We start from the raw sequence: 19,416 nt of genomic DNA, 5'->3' as shown, positions 1-19,416 counted from the left end.
AGGCTTACAAGCCCCTTCCACTCACAGTTGCCAAAAACCAAGTTCAACGCCACTTTGAATGACAATTGCACACATCCCGTGACGTGGTAACTCCATTGGAGGTACTGCAACAACAGCACCGAGTTTCTCTGCTGCATTCACCGCTGATTGAATATCTTCAACTAACGTGTAATGGCGTACAACAGGCTCTTCTGTTTCACGAAGTGGCCCTCTGATACCAATAACGCCACCGTTAGATAATTTGGCAGTGCGAGCGCCTCCAAGGTTCATGTCGGCATCACTGAACTTCACGTTATAGATTTGGGAATATGTAGCACAAACGGTATCTACATCAGCGGTTACAATCTCAAGGTATTGAACTTTCATCGATTTTCCTTCTAATTCTCTTTGTTAGACCGCTGTAGTTAGACGGCTTTAGTTAGCCCGCTTTAATTGCACCACGCATTATGAATTGTGGACCAGCAGCCCCACCCAAATACTGAGCATTGGTATCTTCAAAGCCACCTTTTTTATAACAGTTAAATGCTGCGGGATTCTTGCAATTGACCGTTAAGTAAACCCAGTCATACTTTTCGTAATTTGCTTTAAGATACGGAAACAGAGCTCTTACTGTTCCAGTGCCGAGCCCCTTACCTTGTTGGTTTTTATCAAGGACAAACGCTCTCAATCCAAGGCTTCCCTCTGGACAGAATTCATAGTGAGTAGCGTAAGCGATGTCGAGTTTAAAGAAACCAACAACGTTACTATCAGACTTGATGACATGTAAATGTGTCGTGTCGCTGCCATCTAGCAAAAACTCGGCGGCTGTTCCCGCAAATTTCACTTGGTCATCCGCCAACTGAATATCGCGAACTGACGCTACGTGAGAGTCGTTAAGCCTTTCGATAGTAATCATTGTTATTCCTTTTATCTATCTTATCTGGTTGTCCATGATTAAGAAGCGGTGTTAGTGCTAATACCCCGTATTCCAATTAGGTTACCAAAAATTAATTCCAACAAATGCGATTGGTGACCTACTCTTGAGTACTCAAAGTGTACGTCACATGCCCTTCGGCGGTTATCGTGAAAGTCCATTCATTGATCCCTTCGACATAACGATACTTGTCTTCACTCTGCGTTGGTTCAACCATAGTCAGAAAGCCATCAATCGCAGCACTTTCTATAATGAATTGACCATTCGAACTGTTGTTATCTAGGTCATTGGTAACCTCGATACTCGTTGTCGACTGAGGAAGAATATCTGGCAACCAGCCTCTATCAAACAGGTTATCGCTTTTCGCTTCTGCATAAGTTGAATATTCATTCGTAACTTGATCGGAACAGCCGACCAACACCATTAAAGCTGATGCTAATAATATAGGTTTCATATTTTTCATTTTATCGTTTTTAGAATGCGGTAATTGATTTTGCGCCAGTCATAGCAACGAGCGCAGTACTCTGAACAGATAGTTCGAAGCATATGACCATGCTTCGGTAGGAAAGTGCCATGTGTTAATGGTCTATTCGAAATTTTGAATTGATTGATAACCCAACATCTAGCTGGCGAGATTAAAACTCGTCACGTGTATCGCGAGAGCTATTGTCAGGAAAATTAAACTTGAGGAAGTTATCGCCTTCCAATATAAACAGCACACGCCCATTTTCCACACCGGTTTCGTTCCTATCTGAACAACCTAGAAAAAGCTCCCAATCAAATGAATACTCAAGTCGATATTGATTCTCGCTCATATGGACCACGTTTTTGATATTAATGCCGTTAACGACATGTGCCATTTCATCGATGTACGACAAATCCGGAACAAGTTTACTTTCAAACTCACTCGCAATTTCAGTTAAGAAATCGGTCAGCTCAGAGCATAATTCAGCGCCATCAACTGAAGGCTCAGATTTTCGGTCAAACAGCATTCCCATGCTCCTAAGGCTAAATTTTAGTGTGAGTACAATGCCAATTAAGGACTGCGAATATAAGCGCTAAACAATAACCTTGCTGTAGCTGCTTCGGTCCATATCGACCACTTCTATCGTAATGGAGGCATCCACCAATGACAAAGACTCTAATTGCGTCATCACTGTGTTTGATAAAGTGGCTTTATGTGCATCGCTACGACCCGACAATATACGCAGTGTAACGTGAAAAAATATCCGCCTTCTTAGAAGGCGGTTTTGCTTTATAACCCCCTAAAAGGGGGCGTCCGCGCTATCAGTTCTTCAATAACTGTAATTGTTGTTCATACTCTATGTCCTGCTTATCTTGGTGTCGTACATATCGCCGAATGACTTCTTCATTCACACCGACCGTATCTACAAAATACCCTCTAGCCCAAAAGTGATTTCCCCATAATTTCTTACGTATATGTGGGAATCTATTGAAAAGTCGAATTGCTGTTCGGCCTTTTAAAACTCCTAACAAACTCGATACTGATAACTTGGGAGGAATAATGACAACAAGATGAACATGATCTGGTTGAACGTTTAATTCTAAAACTTCGCAGTCTTTCATATTGCACAAAATATAGATTGAACGATAAAGCTCCTTTCCTACCTTATCTTTCAAAATCTTATATCTGTACTTTGGAGTCCAAACTATATGGTATTTGCAACGCCAATAGACATGTGATGAACTTCTGTAATCGCCCATGTGGTTGTTTCCTCTTACTTGTGGTGAATAAGAGGTTACTTCTAACATGGGCACTTCTTCAGGCTATAGCCTCAAGGAACAATCACCACCGCCCTAGGCGGTGGTTTTGAGGAGCCAATAAAATCTTCTTTGGTTGTACCTGTTTGGTAGTGCTCATAAGCAACACTTCGAACTTTAATGTCTCGTCCGTCTGCTTCAAATAAGCCGGAGTTCAATGCTCCTAAGAATACTTTGTTGTTCAGCTGATCCGGATTGATCATAGAGGAATGTTCGATAATACAATGAGGCAACTTTTGCTCCTTAATTATTGTGTGATTTACAGCTTGGCCAGCGTCTTAGTAAGAAATGATAATGATGAATCTACTGGGTAATTCTCCAACACCATTTGGCATTCATAGCCATGTTTTTCATAGAAAGGCTTGGCTTGAAAGCTTAAGGTGTCGACAAGTGACGATGTACAACCTTGGGTTTGCGCGTACTCTTCAACGAGTTGTAGAAGCTTTCCTCCCACTTGTTTTCCTCTCATCGAGTCGTCTACCCAAAGAAACTTAATCAACAACCAATTCCCCCAAAGATCAGCAATAATGCCACCGACTTTATTATCACCTTCCAAGGCATAGTAACCCACTTGAGATTTGGGTATACCTTCAAGAAATGACGTGTTGTGCTTGATTAAACCGCCCCGGACTTCGTTAATGTCCCCGTCTGATGGCTCAATATCGAGTTTGTATTCCATGTTTTTACTAATCCGGGATAAACGTTTGACGGTGTGAACCAAAACTTACTTATAAAGGCTAAACTTCTTGGTAAATTCGCGGAGGGTTTCAGTGTCACCAAATAGGCATACACCTAAATATTCTAGATCCGCCTCTTTGGTTTCTTTCGTTCTCTGTTGTTGCTCGACAGAACCACCTTCGATCATCGTGCTCGTGAAATCAGTGAATTTGATACCGCGGCTAATGGCCTCTTCACGTACTTTTCGAAGCTTGTTCGAATTGTCGGCTTTCAAAACAATGAAAGGATAATGAGACAAATTAGGGTGAGTGCCATCATCCATATCTTGATAGTCAACGTAACAGGTTTCACCCTCATTCAATTGATTCGACAAGCCAACACTCAAATGCCCTAGTACATTCAGCGTTCTTCCCAAATCCATCTTCTTACTTAAAACAGCAATAAATCGTTTCTGGTTTTCATCTGGCAAAGTGCTCACTGCGTCCCCTTAATTGTTGGCGGCAATACATTAGCTTTATAACGTATTACCGAGGTGTAGACATTGCAAGTGCTTCATCTAGGAGCTTCTGACTCTGTAAAATTGGTTTTGAATGTAAACGCATAAGGCGAATCACCCGTTTGTCTTAGGTGCTCTAATCGCTCAATCGCTCAATCGCTTCATCAAGGCTTGGAATGTGATCATCTTCAACCCACCAAAGCACATAGGTGTCTTCCGCTAAGCGATGAAACCACTCACCCTTTCTTCGCATGAAGTCACGGTGATGAGTTCTAAACATAAAGTTCTTCAAAGAATCTACTGAGTCCCAAACTGACATATTGACGATCATATTCGGATCATCGAACGCTTTGATATTGGTTGCATCACCAGATTCGTCTTTGAGGCGCCAAACAAAGCCTTCACTACTTTCTGCGATACCATTCACCTTATCCAGATTATCGACAAAGTCTTTGATTTCTGGTGCATCTAAAGCGTACTTCGCTAGAGCAATATTTAATTGAGCTAATTTCACAATGCTTCTTCCTTGAATAATTATGATAAAAATAGAAAACACTGTAGTTAGCGATATACTCGCTAACTTCCAGCATCCAAGTGTCTACATTAACCCGCTCTAGCGCCGTTTGGCATCTCCGTTTCTGGGCAAGCTAGGCAGGGTTTCAGTTTGTCTTCGTAACCGATGTCGAACAACATTCCTTGAGACACTTCACCTGCCATCTTTCTTTCTGGCAAGTTCACGACAAACAACGCTTGCTTGCCTTCAATTTCCTTCGGGTTTTCTCGTTCTTGCTTTATACCCGCCAAGATTGAACGTTGATGATCGCCAAAATCTACTCTCAGCTTCATTAACTTATCGGATTTAGCGACTTCAGAAACCTCGGTGATTAAACCCACACGAATGTCGATTTTCGCAAAATCATCAAACGTGATTTCATCTTTGATTGGAGCGTGTTCCATATTTCTATCCTCATAATGACTTAAGCCGAAAATACCAAGCGTTAAGAGTCCATCATAAATTCTTTATTATCTTTTGGCACTCGCAGAGCTGAACAATTGGTCTTTAACGAGACCGCGAGCAACTTTCTCGATTGGTGAGATAAATCAGATACTTCGTGATAAAATATCACGAGCCCAGAAGCGGTAGGTGTTTTCGTTGGTGATATGTTAAAGCAAGCTCTAGACAATGTTTAATTTCAGGCTCTGGCAGCGGGTTGGATAAGCGTAATTCAACCGCCCTATTACCTTGAAACCGCAATACATCACCATGCAACTCTCGAAACGTGTCTACCAACTTTGTTTGACAGTTGAAGTACAGGTAATAGTTATTCGGTGATTTCAATTTCCAGTCGATTCGAATGGGGCTGCCCGTCTTTACGCTGTAACTGGGTTCTCCCCACTTCAACGACTCTTCCACTTCGCCCAACTCCAAATAGGATGATAGTTTGAAGATAAGTTCTCGTAACTCTTCAAGCCGAACTCGAGCATTTTCTGGATACTCTTCGAAACGATCTTTGACTGCCTTGTCCATTGAAACCTCCTATTCCAGTAACCTTAAATCAGAGCTCAATACCACACATAATAAATCTGTTTTACATGTTGAGTTATTACTTCGATTGGCCGTCACGCTCAACCCAAACAACGTCTTCGTTTGGTGTTGGTATCTCAAACCATGACCAAAACAATTCGAGCATTTCCGGTGTCATCTCGTATGACTTGCCATGCAACTCAGAATTACGTGCTACTGCTCTCTGTTTACAAGTATCAAATGAAACATCAAGGTAATGAACTTCACTTTCGACACCTAACTGTTCTGCCCAATTTGTAAAGTTGTCTCGATCTGCTTTGCGCCAAAAACCGAAGTCAAAAATAACAGGAACGCCAAGAGTAAATAATTGCTGTGCCGATTCTTTGAATAACTCTTGAAGCGTAGCTAAACGTTGATCAAATAGCTCACGCTCCATATGCTCGCCATACAAAGGGATCATCCACTCATCAATTGAAAAACGAAAAGCGCCATGCTTATCTGCAAGCTGCTTGGAATAGGTCGTTTTCCCTGAACCAATAAAGCCACACACGAAATAGATTTTAGTCATAGTTTCTCGTTACCTTGGTCTTTAAAGCGTGTTATTTGCTGATGCTAAAGATTCTGTGTCTTTGTCTATGATGGCACGAACCGAAGCTGTGAGTTCGTCGCTGTCGGTGTACTTTCTGCCGTAAGACAAATTGAAACCATAATCAAAGTCATCTGGGTTTTGCCCTTGAGTATGCTGTAGCAAGGTTTCGATTTTATCGAGAGCTTTAGCTAACTTTGCTTCTTCTGATGACGCGTTTTCGTATTCATCCCAAAGCACAAGAATATCTTGTTGCAACTTATCAGGGAGAGGAGCAATCAAAGTAATCAGATCCTGCCTTTCTTGCTCTCCTTTATTCGAACCTTCTACTTGATCAATGGCGGCAATATCACCACCAATGGCTTCACCCAAATCATGAATAATGCACATCTTTATTAATTTGAGCGAATCAATATGTGGGTACTGCTCTGAGAACATCATCACCATCAAACATAAACGCCAAGTGTGTTCAGCGGTACTTTCATGTCGACCATTTGAAGTACGAGCTGTTCGCAATGTGTTCTTAAGCTGCTCTGCACCTCTTAAAAACTCCAAGACGCCTTCTATTTCTATATTTTTCATCACATTATTTCCGGTGAACTCATGGTGCACTTGGTGTCAAGTGTGAGAACCTGCACTTAACACCAACAGTTGGCTACAAGAACTTTTTGGACATGTTGTAGAACCTATCATCAGAGCTATCAACTACAAAGCCCACTCTTTCATAAAGTCGGAATGCAGGGCTGATTTTAAAGACTCGCAACTTAAGTCGATTTACACCTGACTCAACCGCTAAGCGCTCACACTCAGCAAAGGCAAACTCACCAATCCCTTTACCTTGGTGTTGTTCGCTAACCTGTAAGTCTCGAATGTAACAACTGTTATCATCAAACACTAAACGGATAGCACCAACGATTTCACCATTGAGCAAAATATCAAAGTTGGTCAAATTGCGAATTTGCTCTTCGATTTTTGAGCAATCCCATTCGACCGAGTATTGCTCATAGTAAGAACGCATATTTAAAAAAGTCATCTTCGCCGAAGCCGGTAGATCTTTTGTTTGCTGGTACGAAATCATTGAATCCCCGAACGCTCAATTTACGTGTGTACTGTGCTGGCAGCTTACCTAAATAAGAGTGGTATAAACAACTGTACTAAAAGCCGATTCAGCCCCAAATTGCCGAACATTGAAAATCTGTTCCATTTTATTGTTTGGGCTTAATACGACGCGCCATTGATCTTACGAACAGGAATACGCGAGATAACTTCATTTTCAGCCATTCTCATATTTACTGCCAAAATATCTTCGGAGCATTTCTGCGTTGTTACATAATGTGTCAGGCAGCCACATGAATTACAGCGGTGAAACTCTACTTCTTTGTCTCCCCAACAGTAAAAGTCAGTTTGTTCAATCATATTGATTTGAACTTGCTCGGGAGAAAAGTACGCCCAAGCCGCTGCATAACGACGACAAATAGAACAGTTACACTCGCCAACTTCTTTAGGGAGCGAACTTAATACCAAACTTACATTCCCACAGTGACACTTTAATTCCATGCAATAATTCCCTGTATTCACATCAAACCAAGTAAAGGAGTCAGTAACGCAATACAAAAGACGCTACATACCACAACACATATTGAAAAATGCCACGCGTTGCGAATCACTCTTAAACAGTTTGTTAGTAGCATGATATACGATTGACAGCTTTCATTTAAATACATGTCCAACACACATGAGAAAAAATGGAAAAATCCCCAGTCAATCAGAGGTAGGTCTAATAAACGCCATCGAAAGTACAGTTACAACCATTTGTGTACTTTAAATTATTGTACCAGTTCATTTGGCTTTTCATTTTTATACTTTCTAAAAATTGCCACACCTCGTTGACTGTCAGTTATATTGGAACTGGTTAAACGAGCTTGAGTTAAATCACAACCACTCAACTCTGCGCCTTGTAAATTTGCATTCGTAAAATCACAGCCTCCAAAATCAGCTTGGGTAAGATCAGCTTTCTCAAAATTTGCATTAACAAATATAGAACTTTTAAAGTCTGCACTATCAAGACTAGCCTTACTAAAGTTTGTTCGTGAACATAGTGACGCTTGAAGCTTAGCACTTGTTAAACAAACTTTTGTTAAGTCTGCGCCTTCCAAGTTCGCTTCACTTAAGTCTGCCATTCTGAGGTCTGCATTCTTCAGAGTAGTCATATTATTCTGGGAGGATTTTAAGATGGTTAATTGTGCACCAGTTAACGTTGCACCATTCAGATTTGCATTATCAAGAATGGCACCATTAAGGAAAGCTTTATGTAAACTTGCATCTTTTAGGTTTGCGCCTTGCAAGTTAGCCCCCTGCAAACTTACCCCTTGTAAATTAGCTCCTTTTAAATTGGCCCCTTCCAAGTTGGCTCCATCCAAATTAGCCCCCTGTAGATTTGCTCCCTCCAATTTTATACCGTTAAGTACGGCTTTCCTTAAATCACTCTGTTCCAATGATGCATACGTCAGATCAAATCCAGATAATTGGCTACCTTCCAAAAGCTTAAACCCTGTCAACAAATACCCATTTTTTTCGTTAGAAAACAGTCCAACTTTATATTTGTTTACGGTTTTAATAAACTTAAGCATATTGTCGGTCTTATGGAATGGATCCCCTCTATCAACAAGAATACCGAGTTCAACTCCATACACGATTAGAAACTCTCTAATGCTTAAGTGAGAAAACCTAAACTCACCGTATGAATTGCGATTAAGTAATGAATTAGTACCAATATCAATGTGATCAATCCCTTCAATGACCCTGTCGGCTGAGTCATTTAGTAGAATGATATGAGATTCACAGTGACATAATTGCTGAATGTGCTTCAAAGCTACTGTATGTGTACCTTGTCGCTGCATCGTTTCCGCTAGCCAAATACAAGCTTTGAGCAAATCCTCCTTATTGACATTTTTACCATGATGCTTCCTTAGTTTAATGACTTCGCGATTCAACCATGTATCAACTAAACCTTTATATAACTCATACTCTGTCGCCCCTTGTCGGTGGCTTTCCAATAAAGTCTCGACGTGCGATAACAAGAACGGTCGAAATTGAAGTGAACCTATACTTCTTATTGATTGTTTAGCATCGTGTAATTTAGGGTTATAAAATTGATTAAATAAGTACTTTAAGCTTCTAGGGTAACGTTTGTCTAAATATGCATCAACCTGCTCATCAGTAAACAGAGAAAGATAAACTAACGGACAATCATAATTATTAAATGATATTTTGCCCATTGTATTAAAAGCAGACTCTGCCGTTTCAGGAAAAAATTGAGTACGGCAAGTAATCACTACACGATAAAAGCAGCTAGTAGCTTCAAGTATCTTAGTAAGCCGCTCAATTGTGCCACCTTGCTTACACTGAGTATCTTCATCGAGTGAGTCTAGTAATAGAACAGTTTGGCTTTTGTTCTCGATCTTGTCGATATCACTTAGGGTCGTAGAACCTAATTTCAATAATTTACATTCATAATTTTTCGGCCAGAAAGCCATCAAATGACTTAACTTAACCATCATCAATAAAGATGTTTTGCCCATTCCTGCATCGGCGAGAACAAACATCTGACTTGCCCCGTCCCTAGTCACAATGTCCCGATTAAAGAATTTGTTTATAGTTTCAAAAACTCCAGCTCTTATTGATGATATTGTTTCATCTTCAAGCTCGTCAGCAGGGTTAACCTGCTGACAATCTGGTTGAATGTAAAACTTAGCAAGTTCCTCACAATTACCAAATACATCATTGATTCTAACCAACTCTTTATTACGCTTATCAACACTATTTTTTAGTACTTGAGTTAAAGCCTTTAATAACTTTGTAGCTACTTTTGTTGAAATAAAGCTAGTTGTTTCCATAAACCACCGATAGTTGCTAATAATGAAAAATAGGTTTTGGCGAAGTCAATTATGCTACTAACGCCGCGTTAAGTGGTGAGCAACGCTACCAACTTACCTAAACCATTGTGTCGTAAACACTAAAGCTGAATCAAACCGCAAATGCCAAGCGTTGGGAATCCGTCTTAAACGCTTTGTTATACAAAATTATCTACTCGGCCAATAGTCCGTAATTTTCGGACATACATGATATCTAACTCCGTAAATAAGAATCCCAGCAATTGCTGACCTACATGCTAAATTGAACGCCACTTGTGTAAGATTTGGCTGTTCCTTTGTATACAAGTAAATGATAATCCAAGGAACAAATGCGATGGCTCCTGACACCCAATAATTCCCTTGTTGATACTTCATCATGAACCAAGTCTGAATAGCGGGAATCACTAAGAAGCCGCCCATCATCATCGTGATTACACTCAAAACCCCAGCTAAAAAGGCCGTTACTGATGATACCAATAAATACATAGGCAACTTAGCGATGTTAATTGTCACCTTGCTCTCCTTTTTGTATAACAGCTCTATTAGACAGAAAAATTCTGTATTTAAATGCAGATTAATTCTGTCTAGTTTCTACCGTTCACATCTCATATGCAACCTAGCAATTATATAATAACGACTTATATAACAGCTAGCGTCGGTACTCGTGAAAATGCAGAATCTTTCTGTCTAGTATGACCAAACTCCCACATTAAGAATCTGGTCAGGATAGCTTATTTAAGCTCGTCTGGAATGCGTCGATCTTTGTGGTAGTACTCTCGGTCGCGCTCGTTGATTTCTCTGACCACTTTGCAAGGGTTACCTACGGCAACCACATTGGCTGGGATGTCTTTGGTGACTATGCTGCCCGCTCCAATAACCGAGTTTTCACCTATCGTGACGCCCGGTAATACAACGGTGTGTGCGCCAAGCCATACATTGTTGCCGATACGTACAGGAACATTGAATTGCGCGGCTTTGAGCCTAAGTTCTGGGCTGATGGGATGTGTGCCTGTCGCGATGGTGACGTTAGGTGCAATCATTACGTTATCACCGATGAACACGTCGGTGTCGTCAACAAGCGTTAGGTTGAAGTTTACGTATACGTTATTGCCTAGATGAGTGTGACGACCCCAATTGGCATGAAGTGGTGGCTCGATGTAACAACCCTCGCCGACTTCTGCGAACAGTTGCTTCATGATTTGTTGGCGTTTGTCACCTTCACTCGGACGAGTGTGGTTGAAATCGTAAAGCACTTCTAAGCATTGTGTTTGCTCGGCGACCAGATCAACGTCATCACAATAATAAACGTCTTGGTTGTGCATTTTAGCCTTTATATCCATGTTGTAACCTATTTGATAATTACCGAGAGCGGTATAAATTAAGCGATATATGGATAATTTGAAGCGTTTCACTGGCCTTAAAACAAGTTTACGAGCTAACGTGGCCTGATGTTCTCGGCAACACGCCAAAGCACACCACTTGGGTCAGTGATACAAAACTCAAGCATTCCCCAAGGCTGCTCTATAACCTCAGTAACGGTTACTTCAAATTCCGTCATTACATTAGAGTTTTGCACGTGTTGATACCAACTTTTTACGTCTTCCATCAGCAAGTGCATCATGTAATTGTGACAGTGCGCAGGTTCGTAAAAATCTTGTAAAAGGAATGCATAATCGCCGTGACGAAAATAAGCAATATCATGGAACTCCGACATAATTTCAAAGCCTAGAGTTTGATAAAAACGCTTTGATAAGTCGAAGTCTTTCGCGGGTACGAACGACTTTATTTCAGTGACTTTGAGGTTTTCCATGGTAAACAATTCCTTCTGTTTTAAAGCCCAGAAGTATCGCTAGGCTTTATGCTTTAATTTGTTTTAAGTTACTGGCTGAAAGAGCTAACTTCATCTTCGGTGAGGTAGCGCCACTGGCCTTCTTCGACATCTAAACTGACATCGCCTATTTGCTCTCTGTGTAGCCCTACCACTCGGTTTCCAACGGCAGAAAACATTCGTTTAACCTGATGAAACTTACCTTCTGTGATGGTCAGTAGCACTTCTTTCGGGCTTATTACTTCTAGTTCTGCGGGGCGCGTGGGATTCTTCTCACCTTGCAGCTGAACCCCCGCTTTGAATTTATCTGCGACATCGTCTTTGATGTCACGTGACAATGTCACACGATACACCTTTTTACACGACTTAGTTGGCAGTGTGATATTGAAAGACCAACGTCCATCATCGGTGATCAGCACTAAGCCTGTAGTATCGGCGTCTAACCGCCCTGCGATGTGCAGTTCAGAGGCTTTATCCACCTCAAGATAATTGAAAAGCGATGGATACACTTCATCTATATTGGAACAGATGGTACCTGCTGGCTTGTGCATTAAGATGTATCGAAATGCGCGTAGCGTTAATACGTCGCCATTGAGCAATATGTTGTTACTTTCATGAACCTGAGTGGATTCATCAATCACCACTTCACCGTTTACACTTACCTCACCATTATGGATTCTTTCAGTCGCTTGTGGTTTAGCGAGGTCTGTGCTTTTACAAAGGTATTTATCAAGGCGCATTAATCGTCTGCACCACATTTAGCACAAGGCTTGTAAGTGCGCTCACCTTGTTCAATCACCACATAGTCACGCACGCAGTTTTCACATAACGCCAGTTTTGGATAAGCGTCTTTCTGTTTCTTTGCGTTGATGTCGCCTTCAGTGGTATAGATTGTTCTCATTTGGAGCCTTTGTATTAATAACTTACGAAGAGAAATTGTATCACTGTTTACTGTGCTTCGGCGGTTCACTTTGCTAATGATTGTTTGTTCCTTGCCCTCTTTTTGAGCTCTGAGCAACAAAATCAACGTGCCGCATCGTATCAGTGATAATATTAGAAGAGTAAGTTAACTAAGAAGCCACGAATGAAAGATTGTAATCAATGCGGAAAATGCTGTATCAAATATGGCGATGGTGATCTTGCCGCAACTCAAGAAGAGATTGATTTGTGGGAGCTGTTCAACCCAGACATCTTTGAATATGTTCGCGGTAGTGAGATTTGGTTTGATCCTGAATCTGGCGAACGCCTAACTCGTTGCCCGTTTCTAGAACTCGTCCCGAATAAAGACACGAATGCCCAAGCCAAATACACATGCAGTATTTACTTAGACCGACCGGAAGATTGCCGACACTACCCTAGCCTAATCAATGAGATGGTGAGGGATGATTGCGAAATGATTGAGGTGGTGGATCTGCAAGATACGAAAAAAGCTCAAAGAAAACTCGACCTTCTAATGAAAGATAGCCGCCCTTCAAGCTTTTCATAATAGGGATCCTTTGAGGATCGTACTCAACCGTTAAGCTAAGTACTGGTTCTCTTCTAACCAATCTAGCGCAACCAGTGCTGCTAATGAACATACCGCTCTGTCGTTGCCATCAACAAATTTGAGCTCTTCGATTTCGGCATCTGGAGACAGTTCACCTGTGTAATCTGCAGCGTAACAAGTCAATTGCACCGATACGCCTTCTGCTTTGCCATCGGCCTGACCGGTAAATGTCTCGACGTATTTGATTGAATCAGGTACCAAATCGACTGAAATCTCTTCTTTGATTTCACGAACCAGTGCTTGCTCGTCACTTTCCCCTGCTTCACGCTTTCCGCCCGGTAAGTAAAACAGTTCTTTGCCTTTTGATCTCACCATCAACAGCTTGCCATCTTTAATGAATATCCAAGCGAGCTTATCAATTACCTTATTCATGTTCTTAGACCTTGTTATTTTGCTTATTATTCTAGTTAGCGCGATCGTATCGCGGTAGGCGCATGTTACATGCAGCGATAAACATATTCTATTGGATTACTTAAGAAATGGCCTTGAGAAGAGATAGACGACAGCCTTCAAGGCGGTTCCTTCCGCTTACCACCAGCGACAACAATTGAACCGCGAATGAGTTAGTCAATCAACCACTCTATCGCAGAATCGTAATCTTCAGATGACTTGATATCGCCAGACACAAACCAACTGCCGACTTTTGATGCCAGTTCTTGCCAGCTTTTATCGCCGCAAATCGCAATCTTGTCGATCTTAGAGTTGAGCTCTAGTCCAAGTTTGAAATCGTCCCATGCGGCGCGCAGCTCCCAACCGGTTAATGTTGAGATGTCGACCAGTATCTTCAATGCGGAAGAGTCGAGCTCTTCTATTGTTGTTTTTAAGATTGGTATCATCGCTTGATAATCGTCGTGCGTCAGCTTTCCTTTCGCTTTAAACACGATGATGGTTTCGCAACTAACACGTTCAATTCCAACCGATATTCCATGACGTTCAATACTCATAACCTAGCCCTTCTATTCGAAATCTAGACTTAGCTTAGAGCATTAACCAGATAACAAATGAGAGGTTGGCTTCAAAACAGACAAGCGCTATCCGGGCTGAATATCAGAGAGTTAGTCGTTCTTCTCCGACAATTCGCTTAAAGATTGAACTTGCACGATATGGGGATGCCCTGACTTAAGTTCAGTTCCTTCCGTGTTCAGCCAAACCACTTGCAAACCAGCTTCTAACGCAGGATAAATGTCTTTTTCTAGAGTATCGCCAATCATAGTGACCTCTTGGGGTGCGATATTGAGCTTGGCAATAATGGCAGGATAAAAACCAGAATCGTATTTAGATAAGCCAATACTCGCCTTACAGAAGTAACCATCAATGTATTGGGACAATCCGACGCGTTCAAATGCACGGATGATGTCACCTTTACTGGAATCGGCCGCATTGGTGGCAATATAGATGTTGTGATGCTTCGACAATTGAGCGAGCAAGGCTTGTGCCCCACTCACTTCTTGTACGGCTTCCCAGTCACACATTTTCCCTTGTACGTCTGGGAAGTCGATCATTAAGGTGTTACCCCAATCAAATAAGACGGTTTTGGTTAGCTTGGCTGAAACCGTTGATTTTGTAGCTTTGTTCATCATGCCTCCTGCATCGATGATTCTTTCTCATAAGCTAAGATATTATCGAAAGCGATATCAAAGTAGAGTTCGTAACTATTTTGTTCAACGTAGCCTAAATGCGGTGTCGCAGTGACGTTTGGCAAAGCTAAAAGAGGTTCAGTCTCTGGTGTAGCAGGCTCAACTTCAAAAACATCAATCGCCGCTCGTTTGCTTGGTACCTTGGTAAGTTCATTAAACAAGGCTTTTGACTCGACTAATTCCGCTCGGCTGATATTCACGAACAGTGAGTCTGGCTTCATTAGGCCAAGATCTTCAGCAGTAACGCAGCCTCTAGTGGCGTCATTCAAGCGTAGGTGCAAAGAAAGTACATCAACATTACTGAAAAAAGCGTGTTTGTTTTCTGCCGCTTCAAATCCGTCGGCCAGTGCTTGGTCTCTTGAGGTTTGGCTTCCCCACACCATCACATCCATTCCGAATGCTTTGGCATATTGCGCGATGCAGCATCCTATCTTTCCATAGCCCCAAATGCCTAGCTTTAAGCCCTTTAATGTTCTACCTAAACCGAGTGAGCCTGAATTTTGCCATTGGTTCTGTTTGAGGTTTGAAGCGTAAGTAGGAATATGACGAGACGCCGCCATGATCAACGCCCAACACAGCTCAGAAGGAGCAACCGGTGAACCGCGCCCTTCCAGCACCTTCACACCGAAGCGTTCACATAATTGTGGATCGATATGGTTACTGACTTTACCTGTTTGGCTGATTAACTTGAGATTGGGTAACTTGGATAATAACGACTCGGTGATTTCAGTACGTTCTCGGATTAGCACGAGTGCTTCAAAGTCGTGTAACTTCAGCGCAAGTTCGTCTTCAAGGTAACTTTCTGTGAATACCTTAACCTCGTGATGTTCTAACTTGTTGTAGCACGCAAGGCTTTTTACTGCGTTCTGATAATCATCCAATATTGCAATTTTCACTACACACCCCTTGTTGTATTGCTTGACTGCTTTTTGAGGTTAAAATGCCACGACTTAAGATTCAATTAAACCAATGGGCACTTTTAAATCTTACTTTTATTGATGAACCACTTTGAAACGCTCAAGTACCAACATCATGTCTTCACTTGGCGTGATCTTGAGTTCTTCACATTCACGTGAGAAGAAGTTCCAATGCGCTTCCCTCCACCATGCGAGAGTTTTGTCACCCTCACCTTCGGCAGCAGCAAATTCAGCGGTCACTTCATTGTATGGACACAAGGAAACAGAGGTAATTTCAATAATACAGATAGGCTTGCCGTCCCAATCGGTCACGACTTGCAAGTGGCCGACAACGGGCATCACTTCATCTTCATGGCTGTACCAATATTCAAGGCTACAAGATGCCTGCTTTTCCCCTTTCAATATGAGTTGTGCGCACAAATTGGCGTTGTATTCGTCGCCACAGAAATAGTCAGCACTGAATGAGGTGTGCTTCTTGGCCATTTCTTCCGGCAGTGAGTTTAGGTAGCAATCGAGATAAGCTTGGCTTCTTTCTTCCATGATGGTTCCAAATTCAATATAAGGCTCAGTGAGTACAAGCCTTTAGGTAAACGACAGACCTTGATGTTGGTAACCTATCAAGGAGCGAGATCGGTGTAAACCTGAGGAATGTCAAAATGGGGATTTGAGTTGTCGCGGGGCTGAAAAGGAAGAGCTAAAAGCAGCTTTGAACTTTGCTTTTAGCTCTTCATAGCTCGTGTTTCGTAGCTGCTGAATAGCTTAACGGTTTAGGAACTCTACCGCTTTGTCTGGGAAGTCGGTAAACACGCCGTCGACTTTCACTTGGTTGTAAAACACATCCAACATGCCATCGAAATTATCGGCATAGCCCGGAATTCGACCTGGGTCAGCACGGAACGTATATGGGTGAACGTCTAAGCCAGCCTCTTTAGCAGATTTCATCAATGGTTTAATGATGATGTTGTTCTTGGTCGATGCATCGTCCACCAGCATAGGTTTCCACGGGCCAATGCCGTCAGCATAGGTAGCAATTTTTGCCATCCCGCCTTTCTCGAACATCCAATCGTAACTATAAGGTGTCGCCTTATTCCCCTTGTAAGTCATGGTTTCGTTCCAGTCGGTGTAAGCCATGAGCTGAACGAGTTTCAAGTCCATTTCCATCGCTGGCATTAATTCATCGTTGATACGTTGCAATTCGTTAGCGTCAAAACACTGCAAATAGACCTTATCGTCTTTTGTTAAGTAACCATATTGATGCAAGGTCGCAAGAACCGCTTTAGAGATGTCTTTACCTTCATGGAGATGGAACCAAGGCGCTTTGATTTCTGGGTAGATACCTACGTCGTAACCAAGAGTCTTATTCAACCCTTGGATCATTTCGATTTCTTCTGCAAACGTTGGTACTCGGAAATCAGACTGCCACATTGGGAAGCGAGTTGGATACCCTGCCACTCTGTTACCTTGCTCATCAAGGTTAAAGCCTTCAGTCACCTTTAATGATTTGATCTCAGCAAGCGTAAAATCTATCGCGTAGTAGCGGCCATCTTCACGAGCACGATCTGGAAATCGGTCTGCAACATCGGTAACGCGATCTAGATAATGGTCGTGTAATACCACCAATTGGTCGTCTTTGGTCATCACGACATCTTGTTCGATGTAATCAGGTTTCATCGCATACGCGAGCGCTTTTGCTGGCAGAGTATGCTCAGGTAAGTAACCCGATGCACCTCGGTGAGCAATAACTAAAGGATCAGCAAGTGCATTGACCGATAAGCTCAGTGCCAATAAAGTCAGGGACAGTGACGTCGTTTTCATTGTTATATTCCTTGATAACAAAGAGGCAGGATATCCCTGCCTCTATCATTTATTAGTATGGTTGTGTTTGTTAAAACTCACTTAACAAACAATCAAGTTAACGAGAGATTAAGCTATGGCTTCTTTCTCGCGCTCAAGGCTTTTCTCTTTATGATGCTTACGTTCACCAATAAACGCGTACACCAAACAGATGATTGAAGCGATACAAGCGCCAACCAAGATAGTGAAACCACCATCCCAGCCGTAATGGTCAACCATGAAGCCTAATACTGCGTTTGCTGCAACTGCACCACCTAAATAACCGAATAGACCCGTTAAGCCTGCTGCTGTACCCGCCGCTTTTTTAGGAGCAAGCTCAAGTGCGTATAGGCCGATTAGCATTACAGGTCCGTAGATTAGGAAGCCAATCGCAATTAGAGCCAACATATCAACCGTTGGGTTACCTGCTGGGTTAAACCAGTAAACCAATACTGCGATAGTCACTAGCACCATGAACAAGATACCTGCAGGCGCACGGCGTCCTTTGAATAGCTTATCTGAGATCCAACCACATAATAACGTGCCCGGAATACCTGCCCACTCGTATAAGAAGTAAGCCCAAGATGATTTATCTACAGAGAAGTCTTTCGCTTCTTTTAGATAGACAGGAGCCCAGTCAAGTACCCCGTAACGAATCAGGTAAACGAACGCGTTCGCGATAGCGATTGACCACAACAGTTTGTTATTGAAGACATACTTAAAGAAGATCTCTTTTGCTGTCATCTCTGTTTCGTGAGACTTGTCGTAATCATCTGGGTAGTCGTTTTTGTGTTCTTCAATTGGAGGTAGACCACAAGACTGAGGCGTATCTCTTACCGTAAACCAAACGAAAATAGCAACGAGAGTGGCAAAAAATGCAGGTACATAAAAAGCGGTTCGCCAATCGTCATTGAAAGCCCACAGACCCAATAGGAACATTGGACCAATCAATCCGCCACCCACGTTGTGAGCAACGTTCCATACCGACACTATCTCGCCACGCTCTTTACGTGACCACCAGTGCACCATGGTTCGTCCACACGCTGGCCAGCCCATACCTTGGAACCAACCATTCAAGAACAGAAGGATAAACATCGCGGTAATGCTGCCCGTTGCCCAAGGCATGAAACCAAAGCAGAACATCACAAGCGCCGACATTAATAAGCCGCCACTTAAGAAATAACGAGGGTTAGAGCGGTCAGAAACACTACCCATTAAGAACTTAGATAAACCGTAAGCAATAGAAACGGCTGCTAGTGCAACCCCTAGCTCTCCTCGACTGAACCCCTGTTCGATAAGGTAAGGCATGGCCAAGCTGAAGTTTTTACGAACTAAGTAATAGCCTGCGTAGCCGACAAAAATACCAAGAAACAGCTGCCATCGTAATCGTGTGTAGGTGCTATCGACTTTATCTGATGACAAGCGATCGATATGCGCCATCGGTTTGAATATTCCAAACATAGGAACCTCATATTATTGGGCAAAGGAAGAATAAAATGCTCGAACGAAAAAATTTACGCTCATTCGAAAACATGAGGGATTGTATGTGCTTCAGGATTAATTTCTGTGACAGAGATAGCCATTAACAATTAATTACTTTAAATACAGCAAATTAGTTTCATTTAGTTAGACTACGCTTCATATTTTCGACTACATGAATATTATTTAACCAACCAGTGGCCGAGTGAAAAATAGACAAAAATGAGCAATCGAACACAAAGCAATCAAAGCTCATCGCATTATTCTTGCGAATGCATATTT

Annotated in this window: 28 protein-coding genes and 2 pseudogenes; 1 reads left to right on the top strand and 29 read right to left on the bottom strand. The window is 42.1% G+C overall.

The window, feature by feature from the left end; all coding sequences use genetic code 11:
• Positions 1-21: 21 nt before the first annotated feature.
• The 22 genes and pseudogenes from L0992_07955 to L0992_07850 form a co-directional block, all read right to left on the bottom strand.
• On the bottom strand, positions 22-366 hold the full coding sequence (locus L0992_07955; GenBank protein ID XGB68603.1) for a hydroxylase: 345 nt from the start codon (positions 364-366) through the stop codon (positions 22-24).
• A gap of 52 nt (positions 367-418) precedes the next feature.
• Positions 419-895: a GNAT family N-acetyltransferase gene (locus L0992_07950; protein ID XGB68602.1), complete on the bottom strand. Its 477-nt coding sequence runs from the start codon at positions 893-895 to the stop codon at positions 419-421.
• 118 nt (positions 896-1,013) lie between these two features.
• Complete coding sequence (locus L0992_07945) at positions 1,014-1,367, bottom strand: hypothetical protein (GenBank protein ID XGB68601.1); 354 nt, start codon at positions 1,365-1,367, stop codon at positions 1,014-1,016.
• Between the two features lie 181 nt (positions 1,368-1,548).
• Positions 1,549-1,905, bottom strand: a complete 357-nt coding sequence (locus tag L0992_07940; GenBank protein ID XGB68600.1) for a hypothetical protein — start codon at positions 1,903-1,905, stop codon at positions 1,549-1,551.
• A 295-nt stretch (positions 1,906-2,200) separates the two neighbouring features.
• Positions 2,201-2,638: an IS200/IS605 family transposase gene (tnpA, locus tag L0992_07935; GenBank protein ID XGB68707.1), complete on the bottom strand. Its 438-nt coding sequence runs from the start codon at positions 2,636-2,638 to the stop codon at positions 2,201-2,203.
• A gap of 116 nt (positions 2,639-2,754) precedes the next feature.
• Positions 2,755-2,928: pseudogene (locus L0992_07930) on the bottom strand (5-carboxymethyl-2-hydroxymuconate isomerase).
• Between the two features lie 26 nt (positions 2,929-2,954).
• On the bottom strand, positions 2,955-3,374 hold the full coding sequence (locus L0992_07925; GenBank protein XGB68599.1) for a GNAT family N-acetyltransferase: 420 nt from the start codon (positions 3,372-3,374) through the stop codon (positions 2,955-2,957).
• A 45-nt stretch (positions 3,375-3,419) separates the two neighbouring features.
• Positions 3,420-3,851, bottom strand: coding sequence for a DUF2000 domain-containing protein (locus tag L0992_07920; protein ID XGB68598.1), 432 nt, complete (start codon positions 3,849-3,851; stop codon positions 3,420-3,422).
• A 74-nt stretch (positions 3,852-3,925) separates the two neighbouring features.
• Positions 3,926-4,383 (bottom strand): annotated as a pseudogene (locus tag L0992_07915) (DUF3291 domain-containing protein).
• A gap of 89 nt (positions 4,384-4,472) precedes the next feature.
• Complete coding sequence (locus tag L0992_07910) at positions 4,473-4,826, bottom strand: tRNA-binding protein (GenBank protein XGB68597.1); 354 nt, start codon at positions 4,824-4,826, stop codon at positions 4,473-4,475.
• Between the two features lie 166 nt (positions 4,827-4,992).
• Positions 4,993-5,397 (bottom strand): DUF1801 domain-containing protein, encoded by a 405-nt coding sequence (locus tag L0992_07905; protein XGB68596.1) that lies wholly within the window; start codon positions 5,395-5,397, stop codon positions 4,993-4,995.
• A 76-nt stretch (positions 5,398-5,473) separates the two neighbouring features.
• The gene (locus L0992_07900; GenBank protein XGB68595.1) at positions 5,474-5,962 is read right to left on the bottom strand and encodes an ATP-binding protein; all 489 of its coding nucleotides are present in this window, start codon (positions 5,960-5,962) and stop codon (positions 5,474-5,476) included.
• A 21-nt stretch (positions 5,963-5,983) separates the two neighbouring features.
• A complete protein-coding gene (locus L0992_07895; protein XGB68594.1) occupies positions 5,984-6,562 on the bottom strand; it encodes an HD domain-containing protein in 579 nt (192 codons plus the stop codon).
• Positions 6,563-6,635: 73 nt separating this feature from the next.
• Positions 6,636-7,058: a GNAT family N-acetyltransferase gene (locus tag L0992_07890; protein ID XGB68593.1), complete on the bottom strand. Its 423-nt coding sequence runs from the start codon at positions 7,056-7,058 to the stop codon at positions 6,636-6,638.
• 140 nt (positions 7,059-7,198) lie between these two features.
• Positions 7,199-7,537, bottom strand: a complete 339-nt coding sequence (locus L0992_07885) for an aldehyde-activating protein (protein ID XGB68592.1) — start codon at positions 7,535-7,537, stop codon at positions 7,199-7,201.
• A 17-nt stretch (positions 7,538-7,554) separates the two neighbouring features.
• Positions 7,555-7,671 (bottom strand): DUF3265 domain-containing protein, encoded by a 117-nt coding sequence (locus tag L0992_07880; protein XGB68591.1) that lies wholly within the window; start codon positions 7,669-7,671, stop codon positions 7,555-7,557.
• Between the two features lie 135 nt (positions 7,672-7,806).
• Positions 7,807-9,876, bottom strand: coding sequence for a pentapeptide repeat-containing protein (locus tag L0992_07875; protein ID XGB68590.1), 2,070 nt, complete (start codon positions 9,874-9,876; stop codon positions 7,807-7,809).
• A 186-nt stretch (positions 9,877-10,062) separates the two neighbouring features.
• Entirely contained in the window at positions 10,063-10,407 is a 345-nt protein-coding gene (locus L0992_07870; GenBank protein XGB68589.1) for a hypothetical protein, read from the bottom strand.
• A gap of 218 nt (positions 10,408-10,625) precedes the next feature.
• On the bottom strand, positions 10,626-11,234 hold the full coding sequence (locus tag L0992_07865) for a sugar O-acetyltransferase (GenBank protein ID XGB68588.1): 609 nt from the start codon (positions 11,232-11,234) through the stop codon (positions 10,626-10,628).
• Positions 11,235-11,329: 95 nt separating this feature from the next.
• Positions 11,330-11,704, bottom strand: a complete 375-nt coding sequence (locus L0992_07860) for a VOC family protein (GenBank protein ID XGB68587.1) — start codon at positions 11,702-11,704, stop codon at positions 11,330-11,332.
• A gap of 68 nt (positions 11,705-11,772) precedes the next feature.
• Entirely contained in the window at positions 11,773-12,480 is a 708-nt protein-coding gene (locus tag L0992_07855) for a pseudouridine synthase (protein XGB68586.1), read from the bottom strand.
• On the bottom strand, positions 12,462-12,623 hold the full coding sequence (locus L0992_07850; protein ID XGB68585.1) for a hypothetical protein: 162 nt from the start codon (positions 12,621-12,623) through the stop codon (positions 12,462-12,464). Before L0992_07850 ends, L0992_07855 begins: the two co-directional genes overlap by 19 nt.
• A gap of 183 nt (positions 12,624-12,806) precedes the next feature.
• Between L0992_07850 and L0992_07845 the strand changes: the two genes are divergently transcribed.
• Positions 12,807-13,208 carry a YkgJ family cysteine cluster protein gene (locus L0992_07845; GenBank protein ID XGB68584.1) on the top strand — a complete coding sequence of 134 codons (402 nt, stop codon included), beginning with the start codon at positions 12,807-12,809 and terminating at the stop codon, positions 13,206-13,208.
• A gap of 30 nt (positions 13,209-13,238) precedes the next feature.
• Here the strand turns inward: L0992_07845 and L0992_07840 are convergent, their stop codons facing one another.
• From L0992_07840 to glpT, 7 genes are all read right to left on the bottom strand, one after another.
• Entirely contained in the window at positions 13,239-13,640 is a 402-nt protein-coding gene (locus tag L0992_07840) for an NUDIX domain-containing protein (GenBank protein ID XGB68583.1), read from the bottom strand.
• A gap of 191 nt (positions 13,641-13,831) precedes the next feature.
• The gene (locus L0992_07835; protein XGB68582.1) at positions 13,832-14,212 is read right to left on the bottom strand and encodes an STAS/SEC14 domain-containing protein; all 381 of its coding nucleotides are present in this window, start codon (positions 14,210-14,212) and stop codon (positions 13,832-13,834) included.
• Between the two features lie 111 nt (positions 14,213-14,323).
• Entirely contained in the window at positions 14,324-14,845 is a 522-nt protein-coding gene (locus tag L0992_07830; GenBank protein XGB68581.1) for an HAD family hydrolase, read from the bottom strand.
• Complete coding sequence (locus L0992_07825) at positions 14,845-15,801, bottom strand: D-2-hydroxyacid dehydrogenase family protein (GenBank protein XGB68580.1); 957 nt, start codon at positions 15,799-15,801, stop codon at positions 14,845-14,847. The genes L0992_07830 and L0992_07825 overlap by 1 nt, the downstream gene beginning before the upstream one ends.
• A 96-nt stretch (positions 15,802-15,897) precedes the next feature.
• Entirely contained in the window at positions 15,898-16,362 is a 465-nt protein-coding gene (locus L0992_07820) for an ASCH domain-containing protein (GenBank protein ID XGB68579.1), read from the bottom strand.
• A gap of 219 nt (positions 16,363-16,581) precedes the next feature.
• The gene (gene glpQ, locus L0992_07815; protein XGB68578.1) at positions 16,582-17,637 is read right to left on the bottom strand and encodes a glycerophosphodiester phosphodiesterase; all 1,056 of its coding nucleotides are present in this window, start codon (positions 17,635-17,637) and stop codon (positions 16,582-16,584) included.
• A 108-nt stretch (positions 17,638-17,745) separates the two neighbouring features.
• On the bottom strand, positions 17,746-19,116 hold the full coding sequence (gene glpT / locus L0992_07810) for a glycerol-3-phosphate transporter (GenBank protein ID XGB68577.1): 1,371 nt from the start codon (positions 19,114-19,116) through the stop codon (positions 17,746-17,748).
• Between the last annotated feature and the right edge of the window lie 300 nt (positions 19,117-19,416).

This window comes from Vibrio pomeroyi (assembly GCA_041879425.1).
GTDB lineage: Bacteria > Pseudomonadota > Gammaproteobacteria > Enterobacterales > Vibrionaceae > Vibrio > Vibrio pomeroyi_A.
This window is presented reverse-complemented; position numbering and strand designations above follow the sequence as displayed.